General features: G+C 52.4%; 21 protein-coding genes. 4 read left to right on the top strand and 17 right to left on the bottom strand.

Annotated elements, in window-relative coordinates; all coding sequences use genetic code 11:
- Positions 1-23: 23 nt before the first annotated feature.
- The 9 genes from EC843_RS19550 to EC843_RS19510 form a co-directional block, all read right to left on the bottom strand.
- On the bottom strand, positions 24-743 hold the full coding sequence (locus tag EC843_RS19550) for a hypothetical protein (RefSeq protein WP_064544123.1): 720 nt from the start codon (positions 741-743) through the stop codon (positions 24-26).
- Positions 736-1,779 (bottom strand): plasmid segregation protein ParM domain-containing protein, encoded by a 1,044-nt coding sequence (gene parM / locus EC843_RS19545; protein ID WP_064544121.1) that lies wholly within the window; start codon positions 1,777-1,779, stop codon positions 736-738. Before parM ends, EC843_RS19550 begins: the two co-directional genes overlap by 8 nt.
- Before the next feature lie 81 nt (positions 1,780-1,860).
- Positions 1,861-2,289, bottom strand: a complete 429-nt coding sequence (locus EC843_RS19540; protein WP_064544120.1) for a flagellar export protein FliJ — start codon at positions 2,287-2,289, stop codon at positions 1,861-1,863.
- Positions 2,286-3,617: a FliI/YscN family ATPase gene (locus EC843_RS19535; protein ID WP_064544117.1), complete on the bottom strand. Its 1,332-nt coding sequence runs from the start codon at positions 3,615-3,617 to the stop codon at positions 2,286-2,288. The genes EC843_RS19540 and EC843_RS19535 overlap by 4 nt, the downstream gene beginning before the upstream one ends.
- A 4-nt stretch (positions 3,618-3,621) precedes the next feature.
- Complete coding sequence (locus tag EC843_RS19530; RefSeq protein ID WP_166642080.1) at positions 3,622-4,383, bottom strand: FliH/SctL family protein; 762 nt, start codon at positions 4,381-4,383, stop codon at positions 3,622-3,624.
- 102 nt (positions 4,384-4,485) lie between these two features.
- On the bottom strand, positions 4,486-5,520 hold the full coding sequence (locus EC843_RS19525; protein WP_064544113.1) for a FliG C-terminal domain-containing protein: 1,035 nt from the start codon (positions 5,518-5,520) through the stop codon (positions 4,486-4,488).
- A 9-nt stretch (positions 5,521-5,529) separates the two neighbouring features.
- Positions 5,530-7,200, bottom strand: coding sequence for a flagellar basal-body MS-ring/collar protein FliF (fliF, locus tag EC843_RS19520; protein ID WP_074388531.1), 1,671 nt, complete (start codon positions 7,198-7,200; stop codon positions 5,530-5,532).
- Between the two features lie 22 nt (positions 7,201-7,222).
- A complete protein-coding gene (fliE, locus tag EC843_RS24985) occupies positions 7,223-7,552 on the bottom strand; it encodes a flagellar hook-basal body complex protein FliE (RefSeq protein ID WP_064544111.1) in 330 nt (109 codons plus the stop codon).
- A 27-nt stretch (positions 7,553-7,579) separates the two neighbouring features.
- Positions 7,580-8,917 carry a sigma-54 dependent transcriptional regulator gene (locus EC843_RS19510; protein ID WP_064544109.1) on the bottom strand — a complete coding sequence of 446 codons (1,338 nt, stop codon included), beginning with the start codon at positions 8,915-8,917 and terminating at the stop codon, positions 7,580-7,582.
- Positions 8,918-9,190: 273 nt separating this feature from the next.
- Between EC843_RS19510 and EC843_RS19505 the strand changes: the two genes are divergently transcribed.
- On the top strand, positions 9,191-10,225 hold the full coding sequence (locus EC843_RS19505) for an IS110 family transposase (RefSeq protein ID WP_133522905.1): 1,035 nt from the start codon (positions 9,191-9,193) through the stop codon (positions 10,223-10,225).
- Between the two features lie 498 nt (positions 10,226-10,723).
- The gene (locus EC843_RS19495; RefSeq protein ID WP_243739169.1) at positions 10,724-10,942 is read left to right on the top strand and encodes a helix-turn-helix domain-containing protein; all 219 of its coding nucleotides are present in this window, start codon (positions 10,724-10,726) and stop codon (positions 10,940-10,942) included.
- Between the two features lie 113 nt (positions 10,943-11,055).
- Here EC843_RS19495 and EC843_RS19490 read toward each other — a convergent pair whose 3' ends face one another.
- Both EC843_RS19490 and EC843_RS19485 read right to left on the bottom strand, forming a co-directional pair.
- Positions 11,056-11,865 (bottom strand): nucleotidyl transferase AbiEii/AbiGii toxin family protein, encoded by an 810-nt coding sequence (locus tag EC843_RS19490; protein WP_133522904.1) that lies wholly within the window; start codon positions 11,863-11,865, stop codon positions 11,056-11,058.
- Positions 11,819-12,814, bottom strand: a complete 996-nt coding sequence (locus EC843_RS19485; protein WP_064544101.1) for a type IV toxin-antitoxin system AbiEi family antitoxin — start codon at positions 12,812-12,814, stop codon at positions 11,819-11,821. The genes EC843_RS19490 and EC843_RS19485 overlap by 47 nt, the downstream gene beginning before the upstream one ends.
- A gap of 202 nt (positions 12,815-13,016) precedes the next feature.
- On the opposite strand from EC843_RS19485, the gene EC843_RS19480 reads away from it, so the two are divergent.
- Complete coding sequence (locus EC843_RS19480) at positions 13,017-13,421, top strand: dTDP-glucose pyrophosphorylase (protein ID WP_121815056.1); 405 nt, start codon at positions 13,017-13,019, stop codon at positions 13,419-13,421.
- Between the two features lie 6 nt (positions 13,422-13,427).
- Here EC843_RS19480 and EC843_RS19475 read toward each other — a convergent pair whose 3' ends face one another.
- Positions 13,428-15,038, bottom strand: a complete 1,611-nt coding sequence (locus EC843_RS19475) for an FAD-NAD(P)-binding protein (RefSeq protein WP_133522903.1) — start codon at positions 15,036-15,038, stop codon at positions 13,428-13,430.
- Between the two features lie 200 nt (positions 15,039-15,238).
- Here EC843_RS19475 and EC843_RS19470 point away from each other — a divergent pair, with 200 nt between their 5' ends.
- Positions 15,239-15,883: a Qnr family pentapeptide repeat protein gene (locus EC843_RS19470; protein WP_064544096.1), complete on the top strand. Its 645-nt coding sequence runs from the start codon at positions 15,239-15,241 to the stop codon at positions 15,881-15,883.
- A gap of 49 nt (positions 15,884-15,932) precedes the next feature.
- Here EC843_RS19470 and cobT read toward each other — a convergent pair whose 3' ends face one another.
- The 5 genes from cobT to EC843_RS19445 are packed head-to-tail and all read right to left on the bottom strand — an operon-like array spanning position 15,933 to position 20,655.
- Positions 15,933-16,991: a nicotinate-nucleotide--dimethylbenzimidazole phosphoribosyltransferase gene (gene cobT / locus EC843_RS19465; protein ID WP_064544094.1), complete on the bottom strand. Its 1,059-nt coding sequence runs from the start codon at positions 16,989-16,991 to the stop codon at positions 15,933-15,935.
- Positions 16,992-17,022: 31 nt separating this feature from the next.
- Entirely contained in the window at positions 17,023-17,781 is a 759-nt protein-coding gene (gene cobS / locus EC843_RS19460) for an adenosylcobinamide-GDP ribazoletransferase (protein WP_133522902.1), read from the bottom strand.
- Positions 17,772-18,323, bottom strand: a complete 552-nt coding sequence (cobU, locus tag EC843_RS19455) for a bifunctional adenosylcobinamide kinase/adenosylcobinamide-phosphate guanylyltransferase (RefSeq protein ID WP_064544089.1) — start codon at positions 18,321-18,323, stop codon at positions 17,772-17,774. Before cobU ends, cobS begins: the two co-directional genes overlap by 10 nt.
- Positions 18,320-19,843, bottom strand: coding sequence for a cobyric acid synthase (locus EC843_RS19450; protein WP_133522901.1), 1,524 nt, complete (start codon positions 19,841-19,843; stop codon positions 18,320-18,322). Before EC843_RS19450 ends, cobU begins: the two co-directional genes overlap by 4 nt.
- Complete coding sequence (locus tag EC843_RS19445; protein WP_133522900.1) at positions 19,840-20,655, bottom strand: energy-coupling factor ABC transporter ATP-binding protein; 816 nt, start codon at positions 20,653-20,655, stop codon at positions 19,840-19,842. The genes EC843_RS19450 and EC843_RS19445 overlap by 4 nt, the downstream gene beginning before the upstream one ends.
- Between the last annotated feature and the right edge of the window lie 2 nt (positions 20,656-20,657).

Here is a 20,657-nt window from a genome sequence, read left to right as displayed (position 1 = left end):
TTGAGCGAACATGGGGCCAGGCGTCAGAAGACACCTTTTGCCCTGACCTTGCGTACCTTCGCCGCCGTTTCCGAAAGGTCATGCAGCTGACCCCCACCGAGTGCCTGGTTAGCTTGAGTACTTTGAGTTGTCTGGTTGGCCTGAGCTGCTGGGCTGGACTGAGTGACTGGAGTGGCCGGATGCATGCTTGCTGTAGACTCAGACAGGCTTGCCGCACCAGCTGATGCCAGTATGTCGAGTAGATTCGCCTGCTGCTGTAAAAGGCGGCTCTGCTCCTGCAACTGTTTCAGCATATTTGCCTGCGTCTGCAACTGTCCACTTGGCTCATTGAAGCCAGCCGCCTCATCTTTCCCGCTGAGTAGAGGATAAAGTTGATCGGCAATGCGCGTAGCCAAATCGTCGGGGGCTAATGAGTCAAGCGGATTGGCCGTCGGTTTCCCGGCCCCTGGTGTTAACTGATGTTCCTCAAGGGTTTTATAGAGGAACTCAGGGTCCAGGCGGTGCAGTTGCAGATTTTGGGAGAGGGATTTGACCAGGTTGGGATCCAGCAGACTCAGGAACAACCCCGACAGGTAAATGTCTTTGTGCATCTGCAACTGGAAGAAATCAAAGGCGTCATTATCACTATTGAGCATTTTACCACGCTGATACCAGCGCTGTAATGACGCCAGAGCCAGGCGATCACTCGCCTGGCTTGAATCCAGCTTGAGGGTAATCTGAACCTCACTGACTGGATTAGACATGGCCAACCTCTAGCATGACGGGGGCTTCGCTGAACACCTCATCCTCATCGCTGATATAGAGACAGATTTCGCGAGAGAGTGCAGACTGGGAGTCTTCAACTAAAATGACACGCTCACCCAGGGTCGAGTAACTGGCCTGAATAGTAGGGTAGATAAGAGCAGCACCACCGCCGACCAGATACACTCGGTTAGGATTACGGGCAAATTTCTTTGCTTCTTCCGCTACAAAATGACCCAGTTCTTCAATTTTACGTTCAAGTTTCTCAAGAATGCGCGCGATCTGGGACTCATCGTTGATCACCTCACGCACAAAGTTAGCATCATGTCGGCGTTTAATAAGTTCGTTAGCGACCAAATAGCTAGACTCGCTGTCGGCGGCAGCCAGTGCGGTGCGCGCAGCATCAGTCACTAAAGAAACGCCAAGCGCACGGTTGCCGTAAACCTCAGAGATCTCGTCAAATTCACCGACGATAAGCCCCATATCCAGCGTCGTGCCACCGCAGTCGATGACCAGCGTTTTGGTATAAGGGTTCACACCAGAGTTCATCAGACGGGTCAGTACGGCTGGCAGGCTTTCAGGCATCACATCGACGCTGACAATGTTAAACAACTCGCCTTTGTTCAGGCTGATAGGTCGCATCAAGTTTTGCTTTTTGCGTTCGATGTTCGCGTCATTACGCTGGCAGTCATCCTGCTGATAGTACTCGGTGATAGGCAGGGTCACGGTAATAGCCACATCGCAAGGAGGAAGACCGGTCTGCAACAAAGCGTGATGCACCGCCAGCAGATTCAGATCACCATATTGGTAGTCAATATGCGTGGTGGAAAGAGACTTCTCCGAGGTCGGGTCATAGGTGTACTTGTTAATCCCGATTTCATAGTTGTAGACCTGCTTACTCCGCAGCAAGGCAGCGCTCTTCCAGTCCTTACGAAAAGAGTTAGGAGAAATGATGCTCTTAAGGGTCTTATTGGCTATCCAGCTTGCCTTGACGTTGGTTGAACCGTCGTCGATAGCAATTTTAAGCGGCTTAGTCATGATGTTGTGCCTCACTCTAATTCAAAAAGGTTAGGTATTTAGAAGGTTGTGTATGCAAAAAGATGGTGATGAGGCCGAGTATTACCACCCGTCCAGGGTGACAAGCCGTGCCCGGTTGAGGGCCAGCTCATCGAGTATATTTTGCTCTCGCCTCTGCGCCTCAAGAGCCTGGCGAGCCTGTAGCCGCTCCAGCATGATTTCACTGCTTTTTCTGGCGACGAAGGCATTCAGCACTTCCTTCTTTTGCTGAACAATTGAGAGCTTGAGCGCAACCTGCTCGTCGTGCTGCTTATCGATCAGATCGCCCAGTTGACGATGCATGATGCTGCGGTTATGCAGAGAAAAGGCCGGGTTATAATCAGGCAGGCGCGACATTTCGCGGCGATATTGCCCCAACGCGTCCAGCGAGCGTTGTGCCTCGACTCTGCGAGTTTCAAGCGTGGCAAGCTCCCTGCTCTCTTTGTCCAGTTTGCGGCTCTGTATGCCGTGCAGTTGGTTGAGGGCTTTCATTTATTACCCGCTTCCATCAGTTCCTGTAACAAAGCCTGGGTCTGCTGCAAATTCGCCCCCTGCCGGGAAGACTGTTGCAAATATTCGAGCATCTGCGGGAATAGCGTGACAGCTTTGTCCATCTCCTCATCATGCCCCGCCTGATACCCCCCCAGCGGGATCAACTCGCGTACCTGTTGGTACAGGCTGTAGTAGCGACGAAACTGTTGAATCTGCCGGATCTGCGCGGCACTACAAATCAACGGTATGACACGACTGGCCGAGGCGGATACATCTATTGCTGGGTAAATGCCCTGCTCTGCGATATCACGCCGCAAAACAATGTGACCATCAAGGATGGCCCGCGCCGCATCAGCGATGGGGTCATTGTGGTCATCCCCTTCCACCAATACGGTGTAGATAGCACTGAGGCTACCTTCCGAGTTATAACCATTGCCTGCCCTCTCCACCAGTTGCGGTAGTTGGGTGAATACTGATGGCGGATATCCCTTGGTTGCAGGTGGTTCACCCAGTGACAGAGCAATTTCCCTCTGCGCGATGGCATAGCGGGTCAGGGAATCCATCAACAACAACACATGCTTACCCCGGTCCCGGAAACTCTCGGCAATACGGTGGCACACCTGGGAAGCCCGGAGCCTGAGCAGAGGTGAAACATCAGCTGGAGCAACCACAACGACTGCCTTGCGACGTCCTTCTTCACCCAACGTATGTTGTAAGAACTCAGCAACCTCACGTCCACGTTCCCCGATAAGGCCAACCACAACCACGTCAGCATCGGTAAATCGAGTCATCATGCTGAGCAGGACACTCTTACCCACCCCGCTGCCAGCAAACAGTCCGATACGCTGGCCACGACCGAGCGGCAATATGCCATTGATCGCCTTGACGCCAACATCAAGCGGGGTCTTGATCGGTTGCCGTTCAAGCGGATTCAAAGGCGGTTGATGCAAGGAAATACGCTCTCCTTCCAAAGGACCCAGACCGTCCAGAGGACGACCCAGACCATCCAGAATACGGCCCAGCAGTGCTGGCCCTACAACCAGCTCACTATCACCTTCTTGTGGGGAAACTCTGGCACCGGGGAACAAGCCAGTGACCTGTTCAAGGGGCATCAAAAAGGTGCGATCTTGATTGAACCCCACCACTTCAGTTTCAAGCCAGGACTCCTTACCCACTTCAACGAGTGCCCTTTGGCCAATAGATAGAGGGCATCCCGTCACCTCCAGCAGCAAACCAGTGACACGCACCAACTTCCCGTAGATCTGTGCAGGAGGAACCCGGTATTCATCAAGTTCTAGCCGATTGAGCAAGGAGTTCAGAGAGCGCATAGGATCAACCCCTGAAGTCATCGTCGCTAAGCTTGTCCACAGGCAACGAAAGATCGGACACCATGTCCTCCTTGCGCCATGGCGAGTTATGCGGCGAGATGGTACAAGGCTCCACGTTGGATGCCTCCAGCCCATTCAGTTCAGTGGTATCGGCCAGTTGGTTACGCAACTGATCGACGCAAAGGTCAAGGCGATCGTCTAACTTGCTCTCAGCTTCAGCCAACCCAGTCTGGATATGGAAGCTGCCAGGTGACAGCTGAGGATCCGGCTGCAACGCCCAACGCTCCAGCGATTCTGGTGCATATTCCTTAAGCAAATCGTGAGTAGCGGGATCCAATTGAATCGAGACCGAACCCTGTGGCTTAGGCAGCAACGCCAGTGTCTCTTCAATAAGCGGCAGGATCTGGGTTGGTTTCTGGGTAAGCTCGGTTCGCAATACCTGACGGCAGACCTGTGAAACCAGGCGGCAGAGGCTTTCTCTTTGCCAGTCCAGCGTTTCCTGCAACGCGGACTCGAGGGAATTGTAGATCTGTTCTACTTTATCCAGCGCGGCATCCAGATTGGGTTTGCATTCCTGGTAGGCTTGCTGAAGCCCGGCCTCACGCCCTTCCTTCATCCCAGCCTGTAAACCATGCTCCAGGCCCTGTAGCTTCCCTTGTTCAAGCCCACTACGTACCCCTTCGGCAAAACCCGCCTCATGCCCCTCTTCCATCAAAGCCTGATATTTCGCCGTGACCTGTTGTGGCGAGTCGTATAGCTGCTCCACAGGCGTAGAGACCGGCAGTGAGGACTGCTGGGATATGTTAGGAAAATGGTAGCGATGGACACTGCGCGGGGGCCCGTCTTTTTTGCTGTGCAGTGGCATGAGTTACTCCAAAACCTTCTCTTCGAAGAGGCGAAACTCGAACTTCTCGCCATCTTCTGCGTCTTCATTCTCTGCGATAAGCTCACGCACCCGGGTCATGATCTCAGCTTCAGCCGCTCTGACCACACTGGCAGGAAGCCCCCCCAGAACTCGCATTTGATCCTGGATTGCATTGGCCTGTCGTTTCGGCAGACAACGCAAAATGGCCTGACGCAGGGACGGAGTTGCTCCCTTTATTGCCTTAGCCCAGACATCAGGTTCAACTTCCTGGCACAGCCGCACTATCGTGGCCTCAGGCTGACGCTCCAAAATAGAGAACCGATACATGTTGTTTTCTATTTCCTCGGCCAATCCTTGATCATGCTCACGCACGTTCTCCAGCAATTGGGCGCTGTTGCCGTGATAGCGGGAAATCAGACCTGCAGCCTGTTCAATACCGCTCACTGATGTTTGAACACCCTGCTGAACCATGGTCAGGCACTTCTGAATGATCTTCTCCAGCTCAGCAACCATGTTCTGATTAATTTCACGCAGGTTAGCCATGTTCAAGATCAGCCGATTATGCTGTGCCTGTGGCAAGAATTTCATGACCTCAGCAGAGACTTCCTGCGGTAATAAAGCCAGGAAGGTCGCCTGCAACGGCAGCATCTCATGTTGCAAGTTGGAGGCGATCAGAGCCGGGGAAATCCACTGTAATTGATGCATGTTTTCCCTGATCTGCTCGCCATAGACGTCATTGATCACCCCTTTAGCCAACTCAGGGCCAAGGGCGACGTCCAGGGTGCGCTCAAGAAAACCACGGGAGGCACGGGAGATACCGCTAAGCTCGCGATAGTCAACAAACAGGCGAGACAGCACCTTTTCCAGGTGCTGATTCTTAACATGACCCACTTCGGTCATCGCCCGGACTATCTCCTGAACATGCTCGCGGCTCAGGCTACGCAAAATATTACCGGCCTGGTGCTCACTGAGCGTCAACAGTAACAGCCCGGCCTGCTCAGCATTTTTAAGCGGTTGTTGTTCGATCTCTTCACTCATGGCTAATCATCATCTGGTATTCATCCACTGTTCCAACACTTCCGCTACCCGTTTAGGATCATGGTCCGCCAATAGCTGCAAGTGGGCCAATTTATCCCGCAGAGGCGAGTTGGTGTCAGGAAGTTCAGTCAGGTTATCAAACTCAATGTTACGGTTATGTTTCCTGAAATATTCATCCTCTTCTTTCGCTTTCCCGCTGCCACCCGATTCGCCACTGTCGATAGACGCGGTTCCGGTCGCAGCAGTAGCGCTAACCGGGCTACGCTGTATCAGATGCTGCATTAGCTTGCGGATGACGAAGAAGATCAGACACAGGCCGAGGATGGTTCCTATCAGATAGCGGGCGTAGATCAGCAAGACTGGGTCCTGCCACCACTTACTATCCAATGACGGATTGATGCCATCTTCCGAGAAGGGGAATACATTGAGGCTGAACTGGTCACCACGCTCTTTATCAAAGCCCACGGCATCCAGAGACATTTGACGGATATTGGTCAATTGCTCGGCGCTCCAGCCTTTTTCCGGTGACACCGTCTGGTTGAGTACCACCGACACACTGAGGTTATTCAGACGGCCCTGCTGATACTTGGTGTGAGTGATGGTGCGACCAACGTCGTAGCGGCGCTGTTGCTCATCACGATCATTCGTCATACGCCCAGCCGACGCTGGCTGGTTTGGCTGCTGATTGCCCTGCTGTTGTGGATCGGTGACCGGAGGGCGGTTGCTCAGCGCACCAGGGATACCGTTCAGTTGCCCCCCCTGGGACGAGTCTTTCTGCACACGTTCTTCGCGTATGACAGGGCTCTCATCAAGGGCTTCTCGGGTTTCTTCTACCGCATCGAAGGTCAGCTGTGCCGTAACTTGTACCTTGTAGTTGTTGTTCCCCAGCACAGGACGTAGCATTTCGCTGACACGGCGCTCGTAGTTACGCTCAACCTGCTTCTGGTAATCCAACTGATGGACGGTTAACTTGGCACCAGAGAGTTCATCGTTCAGATCCTGCGTGAGCAAATTGCCATATTGGTCGATGACGGAGATGTCTTTGGTAGCAAGATTGGAGATGCTTCCCTTGATCAGGTTTACGATAGCCAGAACTTGCCCAGCCTCCATCCGAGTAGAGGGTTCCAGTTCGAGCATGACGGAAGCAGAAGGAAGCTCTTCGTTATTGCGCAGAAAGATTTGTTTCTCAGGAATAGCCAGATGCACCCTCGCATAGCTCACCCCTTCTAATCCCATAATGGTACGGGCCAACTCGCCTTCAAGCCCACGACGATAACGGGCATTTTCAACAAACTGGCTGGTCCCGAGAGTGGAATCCTTTTCCAGCATTTCCAGCCCTACTGGCAGTTTGGCTTGTACGCCTTTAGCCGCCAGTAGCATGCGCGCCTGCGACAGGCGATCTTCTTCCACCAGTACCTGCCCAGTCGTCTCCATCAGCCGATAGGGAATGTTTTCCTGATCCAGGACAGACATGATCTGGGCGCTGTCGAAGCGCTCCTGCTGACCATAAAGAGGGCGATAATTCCCCTGATAAGACCAGAGAACCAGGACAACGAGTACTGCCAACAGGCACGCCAGCATTCCCAGCAGGATAAACTGGGGGCCTTTTCCACGTAGCGTGGATATATTAGGCACCTGTTGACTAATGTTGCCCCAAACGGATTTGAATTTTTGCCTCATGGGTTGCTCATTACGTCCCATCTTACAGCGGCATCTTCATGATTTCGTCAACACCGGTCATCAGCTTGTTACGGACCTGGGTAAGGGCCGAGAAGCTGAGGCTGGCTTTCTGACTGGCAATCATGGCACCAGTAAGATCATCGCTGGCCCCTGTTTCAATTTGCGTCGCCAGGTTTGCCGCATCTTGCTGATGACGATCAACGCCATTAAGGGCGGCATGAAAAACACTCCCAAACGAGGTATTTTGCGTATTGTTCTGCGACGAAGGCGCTATTAGCGGTTGCTGAACTTCTGCCTGCATGGTAGCCATGCGCTGCATCATCGCCTGCTGCGTGTCGTTTATTGAGTTCATAATATGAGCCAGGTAATTAAACTAGTGTTATGCATCATCTGCGATGATGCCTCTTCGCCGCATCTCGGCAAGTTTGTAACGCAGAGCCCTGGGAGTAATGCCGAGAGCCTCGGCAGTCATACTCCGATGACCACGGCAACTGCGTAGGGTTTCTAAAACATGCTGGAATTCACCGTGTTTGCGACTCTCCTGCAAAGACTCAACAGGGCTGTGTTCAGAGCGAACCATCGGGGCAACAACACTGCTTCCCTGCCCGGAAGGGCAGGCAAATAAACCGAAGTCAGACGCGAGCAGCACAATGCCACGACACATGACCAGAGCACGTTGTACGCGGTTCTCCAGCTCCCGAATATTGCCCGGCCAATTGTGTGCCAATAATGCCTGCTGAGCGCATGGGCTTAATTTAACGGCGTGAGCAAAGGTATGGTCGCCATGCTTTTGCACGAAGTGAGCGATTAAGCTATCCAACTCTTCACGACGCTGACGCAATGGAGGGATGACGAGTGGCAAGATGTCCAACCGATAGAACAAGTCTTCACGGAAGTAGCCCTTGCTTACTGCCTCTTTAAGATTCTGGTTAGTGGCGGTGATAAGCCGAACATCGAGCGGAATCACTTTATTGCTGCCCAGACGCTCCACCTCCCATTCCTGCAGCACACGCAACAGCTTGGTCTGTAAAGACAGTGGCATCTCAGCGATTTCATCCAGGAACAAGGTTCCGTGGTTTGCGAGTTCAAATTTTCCGACCTGCCCGGTATAAGCTCCGGTAAACGCCCCTTTAACGTGGCCAAACAGAATAGCTTCCAGCATGCTCTCAGGAATCGCGGCACAGTTGACTGCCACAAAGGGGCCGGACTTCCGCATAGAGTTGGTGTGAATGAATTGCGCTAGCATCTCCTTCCCCGTCCCCGTTTCTCCTCGAATAAGTACAGGAGCGTCAGCGAGAGCCACTCGATGCGCCATGGTCTGCAAGCGACGAGAAGCAGGAGACCCCATGATCATTCCTTGGGTCTGCAACGAATTGGCATTGAGCAACCGGGTTATCTGCTGGCTAAGTTGCTGGAGGCTAAAGGGATAAAGTAAATAATCATTCACCCCAGCCCCGAGGGCAGTGCTCGCCCATTCCGCTTGCTCTACATGGCTAATCAACAGAATAGGAAGCGCATTAAACTGGCGAATATAGGCAAGAGCCTGCGATTGAGACAGACCTCGCCCCAGAATGACCAGGCTCGGAGAACTGGCATTATTATAAGCGTCTATGTCAGGCAAACTTGTCTGCCAGACAACGCGACAGGCATATTCTTCACTGAGATGAGTGAGAACGTCGTCTGCGCACGCTTTATCAGATTCAAGCAGCAAGATCATTGAACGAGTAGAACCCTGTTGTGAGCTAAAGAAACACCAGAGACGTAGCTGGATTTTGGTGAGGATTAAAGCAGAGTGGACTTAACTGAAGCTGAATGTGGGCTATAAATGAACCGCCTGAGCCTGTGGAATTTTGTAATAATCATACCCACCATGAGTGGACACGCATCTCAGTGAGTAAACTCACAATCAGAGGTGATGTGATGGACGCCCCTTCCCAGCCTAAGTTCTGCCACACTTATGCTGAATGTCTTTTCTCAGAGGAACAACATCATGAACTCGATAAAAGTTGTCGGGATCGATTTAGCTAAGTCTGTTTTTCAGGTATGTGTCTGGATGAGTGATGGAACTGTTGCATCCAATCGAAAAATTCCCAGAAATGAACTTTTGGATACCCTTCGCCAGTTTCCAGCTAATACGTTGATTGCAATGGAAGCTTGCGCTACTTCGCATTACTGGGGACGAACCTTCAAGTCAATCGGGCTTCTCGTTCGCCTTATCCCAACCCAACATGTTAAGGCTTTTACCCGTCATCAGAAAAATGATGCTAATGACGCACTGGCGATCTGTGAGGCTGCGCTACGCCCTGGTATCCATTTTGTGACGATAAAAACCGTCGGGCAACAGGATATTAAAGCACTTCGCAGCGCCCGCCAGCTAATGGTCGAACAACGCACGGCGGTGGCAAATCAAGCTCGGGCACTGGCTGCTGAACAGGGGATTGAACTCCCTGTGGGCATTCATATCCTGTCACAACGATTGCCTGAACTTATTGAAGATCCGGCGCTGGATATTTCCCCGGTATTACGCGGTTTACTTTTTTCGTTACTGGAAAACCTTCATTTTCTTGATGAGCGCATCCGTTCGACGGAACACAACATTTTGGCTTTATGTCAACAGCTCCCAAAATACAAAGTACTGATGACGATACCGGGAGTAGGACCTCTCATTGCCGCTGCATTTCTAAGTGAGGTCAATGCAGAACAGTTTACGAATGGCAGGCAACTCTCTTCCTGGTGTGGTCTTGTACCCAGGCAGCGTAGTTCGGGAGGAAAAAACAACCTGTCCTCAATGACTAAAAATGGAAACCGTGATCTCCGAACGCTGATTATCCATGGAGCACGGTCAGTCATGTTCTGGTCACAGAAGCGCGATGATGCACTGGGAAGCTGGATGAAACATCTTATTGAGCGAAGAGGCAAAATGAAAGCGACGGTGGCATTGGCTAATAAGCTCACACGCATTATCTGGCGATTATTAACAGGGTCAGAAAATTTCAATATTAACAAAGCTTTTGCAACAAACTAATTGCCCGTTTTTCTGGAATCACCATAGTTTAACTGAGTTTGCAGACACTGATGAGAAAACGGCAGACCGACCCTGTAAAATCCTGGCGTGAGTTCTGGTAGCAACATACCGGTGAGGTGATAAGGAAACAGGGTGCGGATGACATCATGGCGCAGGAAACCTCTTTCCATAAATGACGCCGGATATATGACAGCGAACCGTATCAAATCAGTATTTGCATAACACTGGGCGTCCATATATGACTCATGACAAAACCAGCATCAATCCAAAAACGGTGGGACCCATAGAGTTTTTTGTGAGCTGATTTCACCGAGCTACTCACCTCTTCTGCAACACCTGCAACTTAAGAAAAATGTCTGGAAAGCCACTCGCATTCCTACGAGTGTCAATGTCTCCGCACACCTGTTGGATATACAGTTCAAAAACTGTACTCCCAACTTTCAATGGTGGCTCAGGCAGGGCAGCCTTCGGACTGGCCGGTGTCCTTGTAGGCCGGCACTGCGTAAAAAAGGCACCTCTCTGGCAGCCGAATCCCGCGCCGCAGGTTTAAGTTCTTCCACTCTCGCCAACGCTCTGAGCCGCCCGTGGGCAAAAGGGGAACTGCTAATAAGCAAAGCCATTGGTGTACCCGCCGAAACCATCTGGCCGAGCCGCTACTTTGATCCTCAAACGCACAAGCCTGTCGTTCGGCTAATGCGCACCCGTCATCCGAAATAAACGATCAGCGTCATCAGCCAGAAACTCAGTGCGGGTGACGCTGTGATTAGCTTGAATAATTCCAGACGAAATCCTGAAAACCCGCATATTTTGTGCCGTGCGGAGTTTGTATCTCAACCACCACTCATCATACCGTTCCAGAAATCATTCATAATCTGCTCAACAGTCATATCGCCCACATCAGTTTGCCGCACTATAGCGTCGGTCAAACGTTCTCTATCAAGACGCATCAACTCGGCTAAAGAAGTGTGCTCGCTAATTGCAACGATATCGCCGCCCAACAGCACTGCGCCCATACGCACAGGATTCCAGTCTAGTTTTTCACCTTCGATGGGGGATTCATATATACGCTCATCTTCAATAGCGCCATATTCACGAATAATCTTGTAGAGATCGGTCGCATCCTTCGCATTGCCATGCCCGCGATCGCGCCAGGCAAAAAGTTTTAATAATGCTAATCCCGGTAAGGAACAAAACGGCAGATTTTCCCCATTGCCCAGTTGCACTGTTACGGTGTGATTAAATACCTCAGCAAATCCGTCCACGGACATGATTACCTCACGCTCCGGCGGCCAGGTAATTTGACTCCCTTCAGCAACTCCGCCAAAAGGAATAATATCCAGCTCGATCCCTTCGGAAATCATACGATGAGCATTATCACGGACAGCATGTGCACCTTCAGCAATAAAGGCATTTTTAAGCACATCAAACCTCGGCCAGCCATCTACAAACACAGCGATATCAATATCGCGAGTTCGACGACCAATACTCCTGCCGTGAACATGGTGGAGTAAAATTTCACGCGCCGTTGCACCTGCAATAAAAAACGGGATCTCCTGGGCGGTACAAATTCGGTTAATCAGGCTTAGCAATGTTTCAGTAACTGAAAAGATCGGATTCGTTAAGGTGAAGGTATTTGTCATTGATTATCCTTGCTGCTTCTCTGTTTCTGTCGTCGCCGCTCACCAACAATTCTGCCACGCACAGCATCGCTTCTGCTTTGCGACTCAGTGCAAAGTGCTTCCAAAAACGGGAAATCAGTTGCAGTTTTCCGCCAGAAACAGGTTTTAGCCCCAGTTCTTTCCGCCTTTGTAAAAGATGATGAGGGGTAAAGATCACGCCTGTTTCCGGAATCAGATATCCACCGCTCAGCTGGGCGGCAGCAATTTCGCCCCCCCAGTATTCCTCGGACGCCAACGCTATCTCACCCCATGAAACAGGTGCAGACAAAGAAAGAGAATCCAGTTTTGGGCGCAGAGCAGTGGCATAATCTTTAAGCCACAGAACCTGTAATTCTTCTTCATTCATCAAACGCCGCCCCTGCTGCGATTTTCGGTAATAGCGCTGTGCTTCAAGATAATCGAAAGCCTTGCTAACCATCCCCAGGGAAATCCCCGCTTTCTCCGCCAGGCTGCGGTACGTATCGTTCAGGGTTTCTGGGCTGGATAACAGCACAAAAAGAAGTTTCATTACTCCTTCCGCAAAACGACTACTGGCAACAACGGGTTTCTTTTCATAGCGCCCTTCTCTGAGCAGATATAATCCTGGAACCTGGATATGGGCGTTGCCCGCCGTATCGATGAAATTAATCTGGCTCTCGGCACAATATTCCGCCAACGTAGACGTCAGTCGGTTGCACACGAGTAATGCAGGGACATTTCCAGGAAAGCGAGCCATTTGTTCACGGGCAGCTATCAGCGATTCTTTACGATGGATCTGCTTTATTTCCAGGGCAAATGTCATCGTTTCACCGCTCGGCCCCGTTAACTTGCCCCAACCGTCATGTACGCCATTGTTGCTATGCTCATATTGCAACTCGAAGCCTTTTGGCAGGTTCTCTAAAACCCCGGACAAAAGCTGTTCTTCTTTCATTTGTTCACACCTTTCTACAGTTCATGATTCATGAACTGAATTAGTTTATGAACAAATCAAAAGGGAAGCAACGTAGATTCTCAAAAATGGCAAAAGCAACACCTCACCAAAACTATTCCTGCGGTATTGGCAAAGCTCTTCTCATTCAGGATGGTCTACTCTTATCGGGTCAATAAGGCGAAATCATAATGGAAAGGGATCAATGACTGATTCATCACTCCTGCCGCTGTCTTTCCCGATGCCGGAAATCCCAGGCGTTACCGTAACGCATGGTGGGTTAAATTACCTGCAACCAGAATTGCTGCTGGATTTTATTAGTGTCTGCGCACAACCGCTGGTTTCCGTCACGCCGATTGCCGTGCTCTACGCCAATATCGGCGTGCTGCAACGCATTGAGTTACGAAAAATCCCTGTCCCCATCAAAGGACGCGTTGTTTATCCTGTCAGTTCCCAGGCACTTCCCAGCCTGCGCGCAAGGCTCATCATTAATGGGCCGTTCAAGAAACTGAAATTCCAGGGCACCCTGATTGCGGCAACTGCGGAACCCTCAGTGCAAAATATGACGCTCATCGGTCTGGCGCTCGAGTTTTCCGCCCTGCAATCCTAATGTCGGTCACTCATCCCAAAACGGTAGCTTTCTGCGCGGCCTGAGCGCGGGTTTTGAAAGGGCTTTTGCTATCGCGGCACCGATTTGCGCACAAACGGTTAGCCCCTGAACGAAAGGCTGGTCGTGCATCAAATACGGCAATGCGCCAAACCCGATACGCCCACGGGCGCAGGCCGGTTCCAGCAAGGTGTAATCGTCGCCAACATCCGGAATATCATCACCATTAGCGGCAAGTTGCTGGCGTAAAGTGGGGAACGGCAGGTCTTTTGTCTTCAGCGCTTTTTGCCCGCGAGCATCAATAAACACATTGAACTCATATCTGTCGCCTTGTGCGGCAATCACGGTCTGGTGCTCTTTGACATCGAGTTGATAATCTTGCCCAAGCGCCAGAATGCTGATGATCCCCGCTTCACGTAAGGCCAGTAATCGGCGAATCGATTGCGAAGGAATGGCGGCATAATTATCGATAAACACGCGAGCAAGCCCGGCGTCGAACCGCTTGCTGTCCTGTTCGTTGAGATGCGGCACAATCTCCTGCACCGCTTCATGTAAACGCAGAATGGCGTAACGCCAGAGCACAGTTCGTTTGTCGCGTTTGTTGCGTTCGACTTCCTGCAGATTGGCTTCGGCCCAACTAAACGGGTTATTTTCTTTCCGGTCGGAAAACCAGGTGTTGGCGAAGCTGTCGGCATCCAGAGTATTGAGGGATATGCGCTCGCTCCAGGTCGAGTCAGCCCGTTCGATTTCCTCCATCATCAGGCCGAAAACCCTGTCGAGCAGGCCGTCTGAACCGGCCGCAATTTCGTCTTTGATAGCCTGTTCGGTGGCAACCAATAAAGGTTCATACGGGATCGGGCAGTAGAAATCCGCTTCTGGCAGGATGCCTGAGCGCGACATCAGCACAATGTTAAGCGCGGTACTTTGTTCATCAAGAATGAACCGGCAGTGCTCGTCATCATCTTCAATAAATTCGCCATGCTGGATAACCACCGCCATTGCGGCGTCCAGGCCACTTAAAGAAGTCCCCATAATGCCAACCTTGCCCGCCGGAATATGCGCCTCCATCAGCCCCGACCACGGGCTAGGAAAGTAGCTGTGTGTCGCGGCATCTTCGTCTGGCCAGACATGCCCCGTTGCGATAACGGCAAGATCAAACAAATGGGGCACCGCCTCCCCTTGCGCCCATAACCTGACGCCGTCTGCTGTGGCTTGCAGGTCAGTGACCTGGCAAGACTCATGCACTTCAACGTTAAAACCTTGTTTTTTTGCCTGCGCCACCAGTTCCAAAAACTGGTCACGAAAGTACTCGCCAAGAAGAATGCGCGGTAGAAATTGACGGACATGAAGCGAAGCATGTTCGACACCATAGCGCGCCAGATGCGCTTCACTTTGGCGGCGCAGCCAGTCGATATAGGTCGAAAAAATGGGCGGAATTTCGATGCTGGCAATATTCGCCAACATCATGCGCGAGTTTTCTTCATCGCTGTAAGGCATACCGACACCCGCTTCAGGGGCTTGCTCATAGACAGAAACGGCTACAGGTGTCTTATTCTTCAGCAGGGAGAAAAAAGTATAAATCCCCGTTGGCCCCGCGCCGATAATCGCCACTGTTCTCATTAATGCTCACACTTTTGCTCACCCAATCCATCGTTTAAGATTAGGTTCACGCAACGGTTTCTGGCAACTTATCGGCTATGATTCCCTACGCTTATCTGCCCTGTTACACCCACACACAAAAACGTGCGCTGAGCGATTTTCTACTGCTCCGTCTTTGGGTTACAATAAATTTCACTGTACAAATAAACAGGTTAATTATTATGACTCTGGCTTTGAATGGTACAAAGATTGGCCGCAATCAGTTCACTGGCGCGAAAATTGAGAACAGCACTTTTTTTAACTGCGACTTTTCAGGCACTGACCTGACCGGTACCGAGTTTGTCGGCTGCCAGTTTTATGACCGTGAAAGCCAGCAAGGCGGTAATTTTAACCGGGCAATACTGAAAGACGCAGCCTTCAAAAGCTGTGATTTATCGATGGCAGATTTCAGAAATGCCAGCGCCCTGGGTATCGAAATCCGCGACTGTCGGGCGCAAGGCGCAGACTTTCGTGGCGCAAGCTTCATGAATATGATCACCACCCGCAGCTGGTTTTGCAGTGCTTACATCACCAAAACCAACCTGAGCTACGCCAACTTTAGCAAGGTGGTGCTCGAGAAGTGCGAGCTGTGGGAAAACCGCTGGAATGGTGCTCAAATTCTGGGGGCGACCTTTAGTGGCTCTGACCTTTCCGGCGGTGAATTCTCTTCCTTCGACTGGCGATCAGCCAACTTTACCCATTGTGACCTGACCAATTCAGAACTGGGTAACCTGGACGTTCGCGGCACCGATTTACAAGGGGTCAAACTGGATAATTATCAGGTGATCCAAATAATGGAGCGCCTGGGGATCACGATTATCGGTTAGCCTGGTGAGGGTGAAAGGGGCTGGATACACCATCCCCTCACATCCCCAATTACGTCGGTGAACCCGGCAGGCTAAAACCGCTGTTCGCTTGTAATCCCATATGGCAATACATCGCGCAGGCCGCACTTAATATCGACATCGCAATGGCTGCGCCACTGCCTTCGCCGAGGCGCAAATCCAGATACAGATAAGGCTTCAGGTTAAGGTGTTCTAATGCGCGCTGCGCGCCCTTCTCTGCCGAGAAATGTGAAGGGATACAATAGCTTTTGACTTCCGGTGCTAGCTGGCACGCCGCAATCGCCGCCGCATACGAGAGAAAACCATCCAGCACCACCGGCAGGCCACACGCCCCCGCCCCGAGAATGACTCCCGCCATCCCCACCAGGTCATATCCACCCACTTTTGCCAGCACATCCAGCGCATCGTTGCCGTTGGGTTGGTTAACGTGGATAGCTTTTCTGACAATCGACTCTTTATGCTGCAACTGATCGAGTGGCAGATTGGCACCAATCCCCACCACATCGTGCGGGTCACAATCGCTAAATACACTGATCATCGCCGAAGCGGGCGTGGTGTTGGCAATCCCCAGTTCACCGACGCCAAAAATAGACACCCCTTCCTCCGCACGTTTTTTTACCAGCTGAGCGCTTGCCAGCAGCAGTTGTTCCGCGTCCTGGCGCGACATGGCTGGCCCCTGCGCAATATTGCCGCATCCGCGTGCCAGCTTAAGGCTCACCATATTGGCGATCGGTTCGCAATCAATGCCGATGTCCACGGGCAAAACAGAGGTTTGGCTGTTTTTTGCCAGTACGCACACGCCGGTCAGCCCTTTCTGCATATTCAACGCCTGAATATAAGTGACCTCTTTCGGGGTTACAGCGACTCCTTCATCAAACACACCATGGTCGGCGCACATCACAATAATTTCTTTTTGCAGGTTATCCAGATGGCTTATCCCACGCATACCCGCCAGTTGGGTTGCCATCACTTCCAGCCGCCCGAGGCTTTTTGCTGGCTTGGCTAAACTTTCAATATAGTCAGCCGCTTGCGCCATTTTTTGTTGATCAAGCGGCCTGATGCTTGCCACTAATTCCGTTAATGTTTGCACCGTTATTATCCTCAATTGTTTAACGCATCATTCAGGCCCACAGCAATGCCAGCAGAAATACCATTTCCCCCACTTCTTCCGAGGCTCCCAGCGTGTCGCCGGTTTGCCCGTCTAACTGGCGGCGGAAATAGGATGCGACGCCATAAACCACAACATAAGTCACCAGAATGGCGATAAGCCCGCGCGTTCCGGTGAATAGCCCGACAATCAGCGCCCCAATCAACAAGGTGATGGCGGCCTGATAACCGCTAATCTGGCCGATATAAATATTGCCCATCCCTTCACCGGCACGGGCGTAGCGCTGCTTATACATCGCCAGCACCATGGCTGCGCGGCCAGCCACTGGTGCACAGAGCAACAACGTGAAAAGTTCTTTAGCGGGAAATTGCGATAACGAAATAACGGCAAATGTTTTGATGAGAATACAGAAAATCAGCGCCAGGCCACCGTGTGTCCCCAGGCGGCTGTCGCGCATAATTTCCAGCATACGCTCGCGCTTACGGGCAGAAAAAATGCCGTCACAGGTGTCCGCCAGCCCGTCGAGGTGAAAACCGCCAGTCAGAAAAGCGAGTGCCAAAACGTAGACCAGCGCACCGACATAAATGCCGCCACCGCTCTGGCTGGCAACCACCGCGACGAATGCGGCAAGCCCGCCAACAACGCAGCCAACGACGGGAAAATAGCGCACGCCCTGGCCGTAGTGCCGGAACTCTACCCCGTCAGCCCACTTCTCTGGTACCGGGATGCGGGTAATAAATCGCATGGTCGCAGCCAACATATTTAGCGACATTTGATTTTTACCCCAATCCCCGCCACCACCAGCCACACCTCATCTGCCGCCTGCGCCAGCTTCTGATTAACCCTGCCAGAGATGTCGACAAAATGGCGAGCCAGGCGGTTTTGCGGCGTGATGCTCATCCCCAGTTCGTTAGTCACAATGTAGATTGGCGCGGGCGACTGCTGGCATGCGGCGATCAAGTCGTCAATCTGGCGCAGCAGAATCACCTCCAGAGCCGCAAAATCCAAGCTCTCCGGTTCAGCGCCTGCACTCTCTTCATAAAGCAGGTTTGCCAGCATAGTAGTGATGCACTCCAGCATCACGCCTTCGCCTGGTTGCAGATGGTGGCGAATCACCTCGCCCAAATCGCGGAACCCTTCCCAGGTCCGCCAGTGTTGTGGGCGCTGCGCCTGGTGCTGAGCCACGCGTGATGCCATCTCGTCATCGGTGACCAGCGAAGTGGCGATATACAAAACATGGTCACAATCCTCAGCGGCCAGCCGTTCCGTATGCGAGCTTTTGCCGCTGCGGGCACCTCCAGTGACCAGAATCATGCCGTTGCCTCCTGGTGCTCACGCATCACTTGATAGACTTTTTCGATATCAATGTTTTGCCGCATGGCCGCTGCCAGAATGTCAAACTGTTGGGATTTATAACTCGCGTAATCGACTGTGCTGGTCAGCGCCGCTAAGCCTTTACGCGCCCGTAGCCCATTCACCACCGCGCGCGTGAAAGCATTACTGTCAAACAGCCCATGCAGATAAGTGCCAAACACCAGCCCGTCATCGCTGACTGCACCGTCGGCAATCGATTCGCCGTTTTTTTGCAGTAACAATGCCGGACGGCAGTCCGATGTTAATTGCGTTTCCCCCATGTGGATCTCATAGCCGCGTAGCGCAATCCCCGAAGCCTGCGCCAGCCAGCCAGGCAACGACGCGGCAGTTTCTGCCGCCACCAGAGTGGTGGTTTTACTACTGGCAAATTGGGTCATGGTATTGAGCAAGCCCAGCCCTGGTAAGGTGCCAAGCCCGGATTCCACCTCGTCAATAATGGTGTCGCCGAGCATCTGGTAACCGCCGCAAATGCCGATGATCGGCACGCGGCAGCGATGTAGCTCCAGCACCTTCTGCGCCAGGGCGTGTTCGCGCATCCAGCTCAAATCGCCGAGGGTATTTTTGCTGCCCGGCAAGATAACCAGATCCACCCCGTCCAGTTCTTCTGGATGGCGGACATAGCGCACGCGGACATCCGGTTGCGCCGCCAGCGCATTGAAATCAGTAAAGTTGGAAATGTGTGGTAAGTGCAGCACCGCAATCTCGATATCGCGCTTTTCGGTGTGCAAATATTTACCGCGCTGCAGCGCCACACCGTCTTCATCTTCCAGGTCGACATCCAGCCACGGCATCACGCCCAACACCGGGACGCCGGTTAACGACTCAATCTGTTCAATCCCGGAATGGAGCAACGCCACGTCACCGCGGAATTTATTAATGATGACGCCTTTTACTCGCCAGCGTTCATGCTCCTGCAATAACGCCAGCGTGCCATAAATAGAGGCGAAAACGCCGCCACGGTCGATGTCTGCCACCAGGATAACCGGGCATCCGGCCATTTCGGCCATTCCCATATTGACGATGTCGCGGTCGCGCAGATTGATTTCCGCCGGGCTTCCCGCCCCCTCCAGCACCAGCACGTCATACTCTTGCGCCAGGCTGTTATACGCCGCCGTCACCTGTTCCCGCAGGCGCGGTTTGTACTCGTGGTAACTGACGGCGTCCATATTGCAAGCCACCTGCCCCATCAGCACCACCTGCGCTTTGCTATCGCTGGTGGGCTTGAGCAATACCGGGTTCATGCGCACGTCCGGCACCACGCCCGCCGCTTCGGCCTGGAAAATTTGCGCCCGCCCCATCTCTTTACCTTCCGGCGTGATGCCGGAATTCAGCGCCATGTTCTGCGATTTAAACGGCGCGGTTCGCCAACCATCCTGATGGAAAATACGGCAAAGCCCCGCAGCCAGAACACTTTTCCCGACATCCGATGCCGTTCCCTGCAACATGATTGCCTGCTTCATGACGCCTCCTGAAGATATGTCGCCCGCATGCGGGCAAAGAAATCCGCTTCATTTTTACAAAGCGGTAAACCCAGCTCGAGGTGCATTTTGACCAGCCAGGGCTTCGTCAATCCCGCTTGCTCAATGCAGGCCTGACGAGAAAAGACGTCTTCCGGCGTCCCTTGCGCCAAAACTTCGCCGTGGTTGAGCACATACACCGCGTCGCTCACTTCGTAAATCAAGTCGATGTCGTGGCTGGAGATCACCACATGGTTGCCCTGAGCGACGATGCGGCGAATAATTTCAATCATCTGCGTGCGCCCCGAAGGGTCCAGCCCTGCCGTCGGTTCGTCGAGTAACAGATATTTCGCCTGGAGCACTAATGCGCCCGCAATGGCAACGCGCTTTTTCTGCCCGTGACTCAGGCACTGAATCGGCTGGTGACGAAAAGCGTGCGCGTCGACCAGCGTCAATGCTTCTTCGACCCGCCGCGCAATCTCTGCTTCTTCCACCCCGATATTGCGCAGCGCAAACGCAATGTCGCTGTCGATATCGGTATAGAAAATCTGCTGTTCCGGGTCCTGAAAAACCGTGGTGACTTGCTGACGCAGCGCCAGCAGCCCTCGTTTGCTGTAATCCAGCGGCTTGCCCTGCCACAGCACCGCCCCTTTTTGCGGCTTCAGAATGCCACTGAGGTTCATAAACAATGTCGATTTTCCGCAACCATTTGCCCCCACCAGCCCGGTAACCGAATGGCGAGAGAAATCCAGCGAAACACCTTTAAGTACCGGTTCGTCCTGGTAACGAAACCAGAGAGATTCTGTGGCTAGCATGG

Source organism: Buttiauxella sp. JUb87, assembly GCF_004361975.1.
Lineage (GTDB): Bacteria > Pseudomonadota > Gammaproteobacteria > Enterobacterales > Enterobacteriaceae > Buttiauxella > Buttiauxella ferragutiae.
This window is presented reverse-complemented; position numbering and strand designations above follow the sequence as displayed.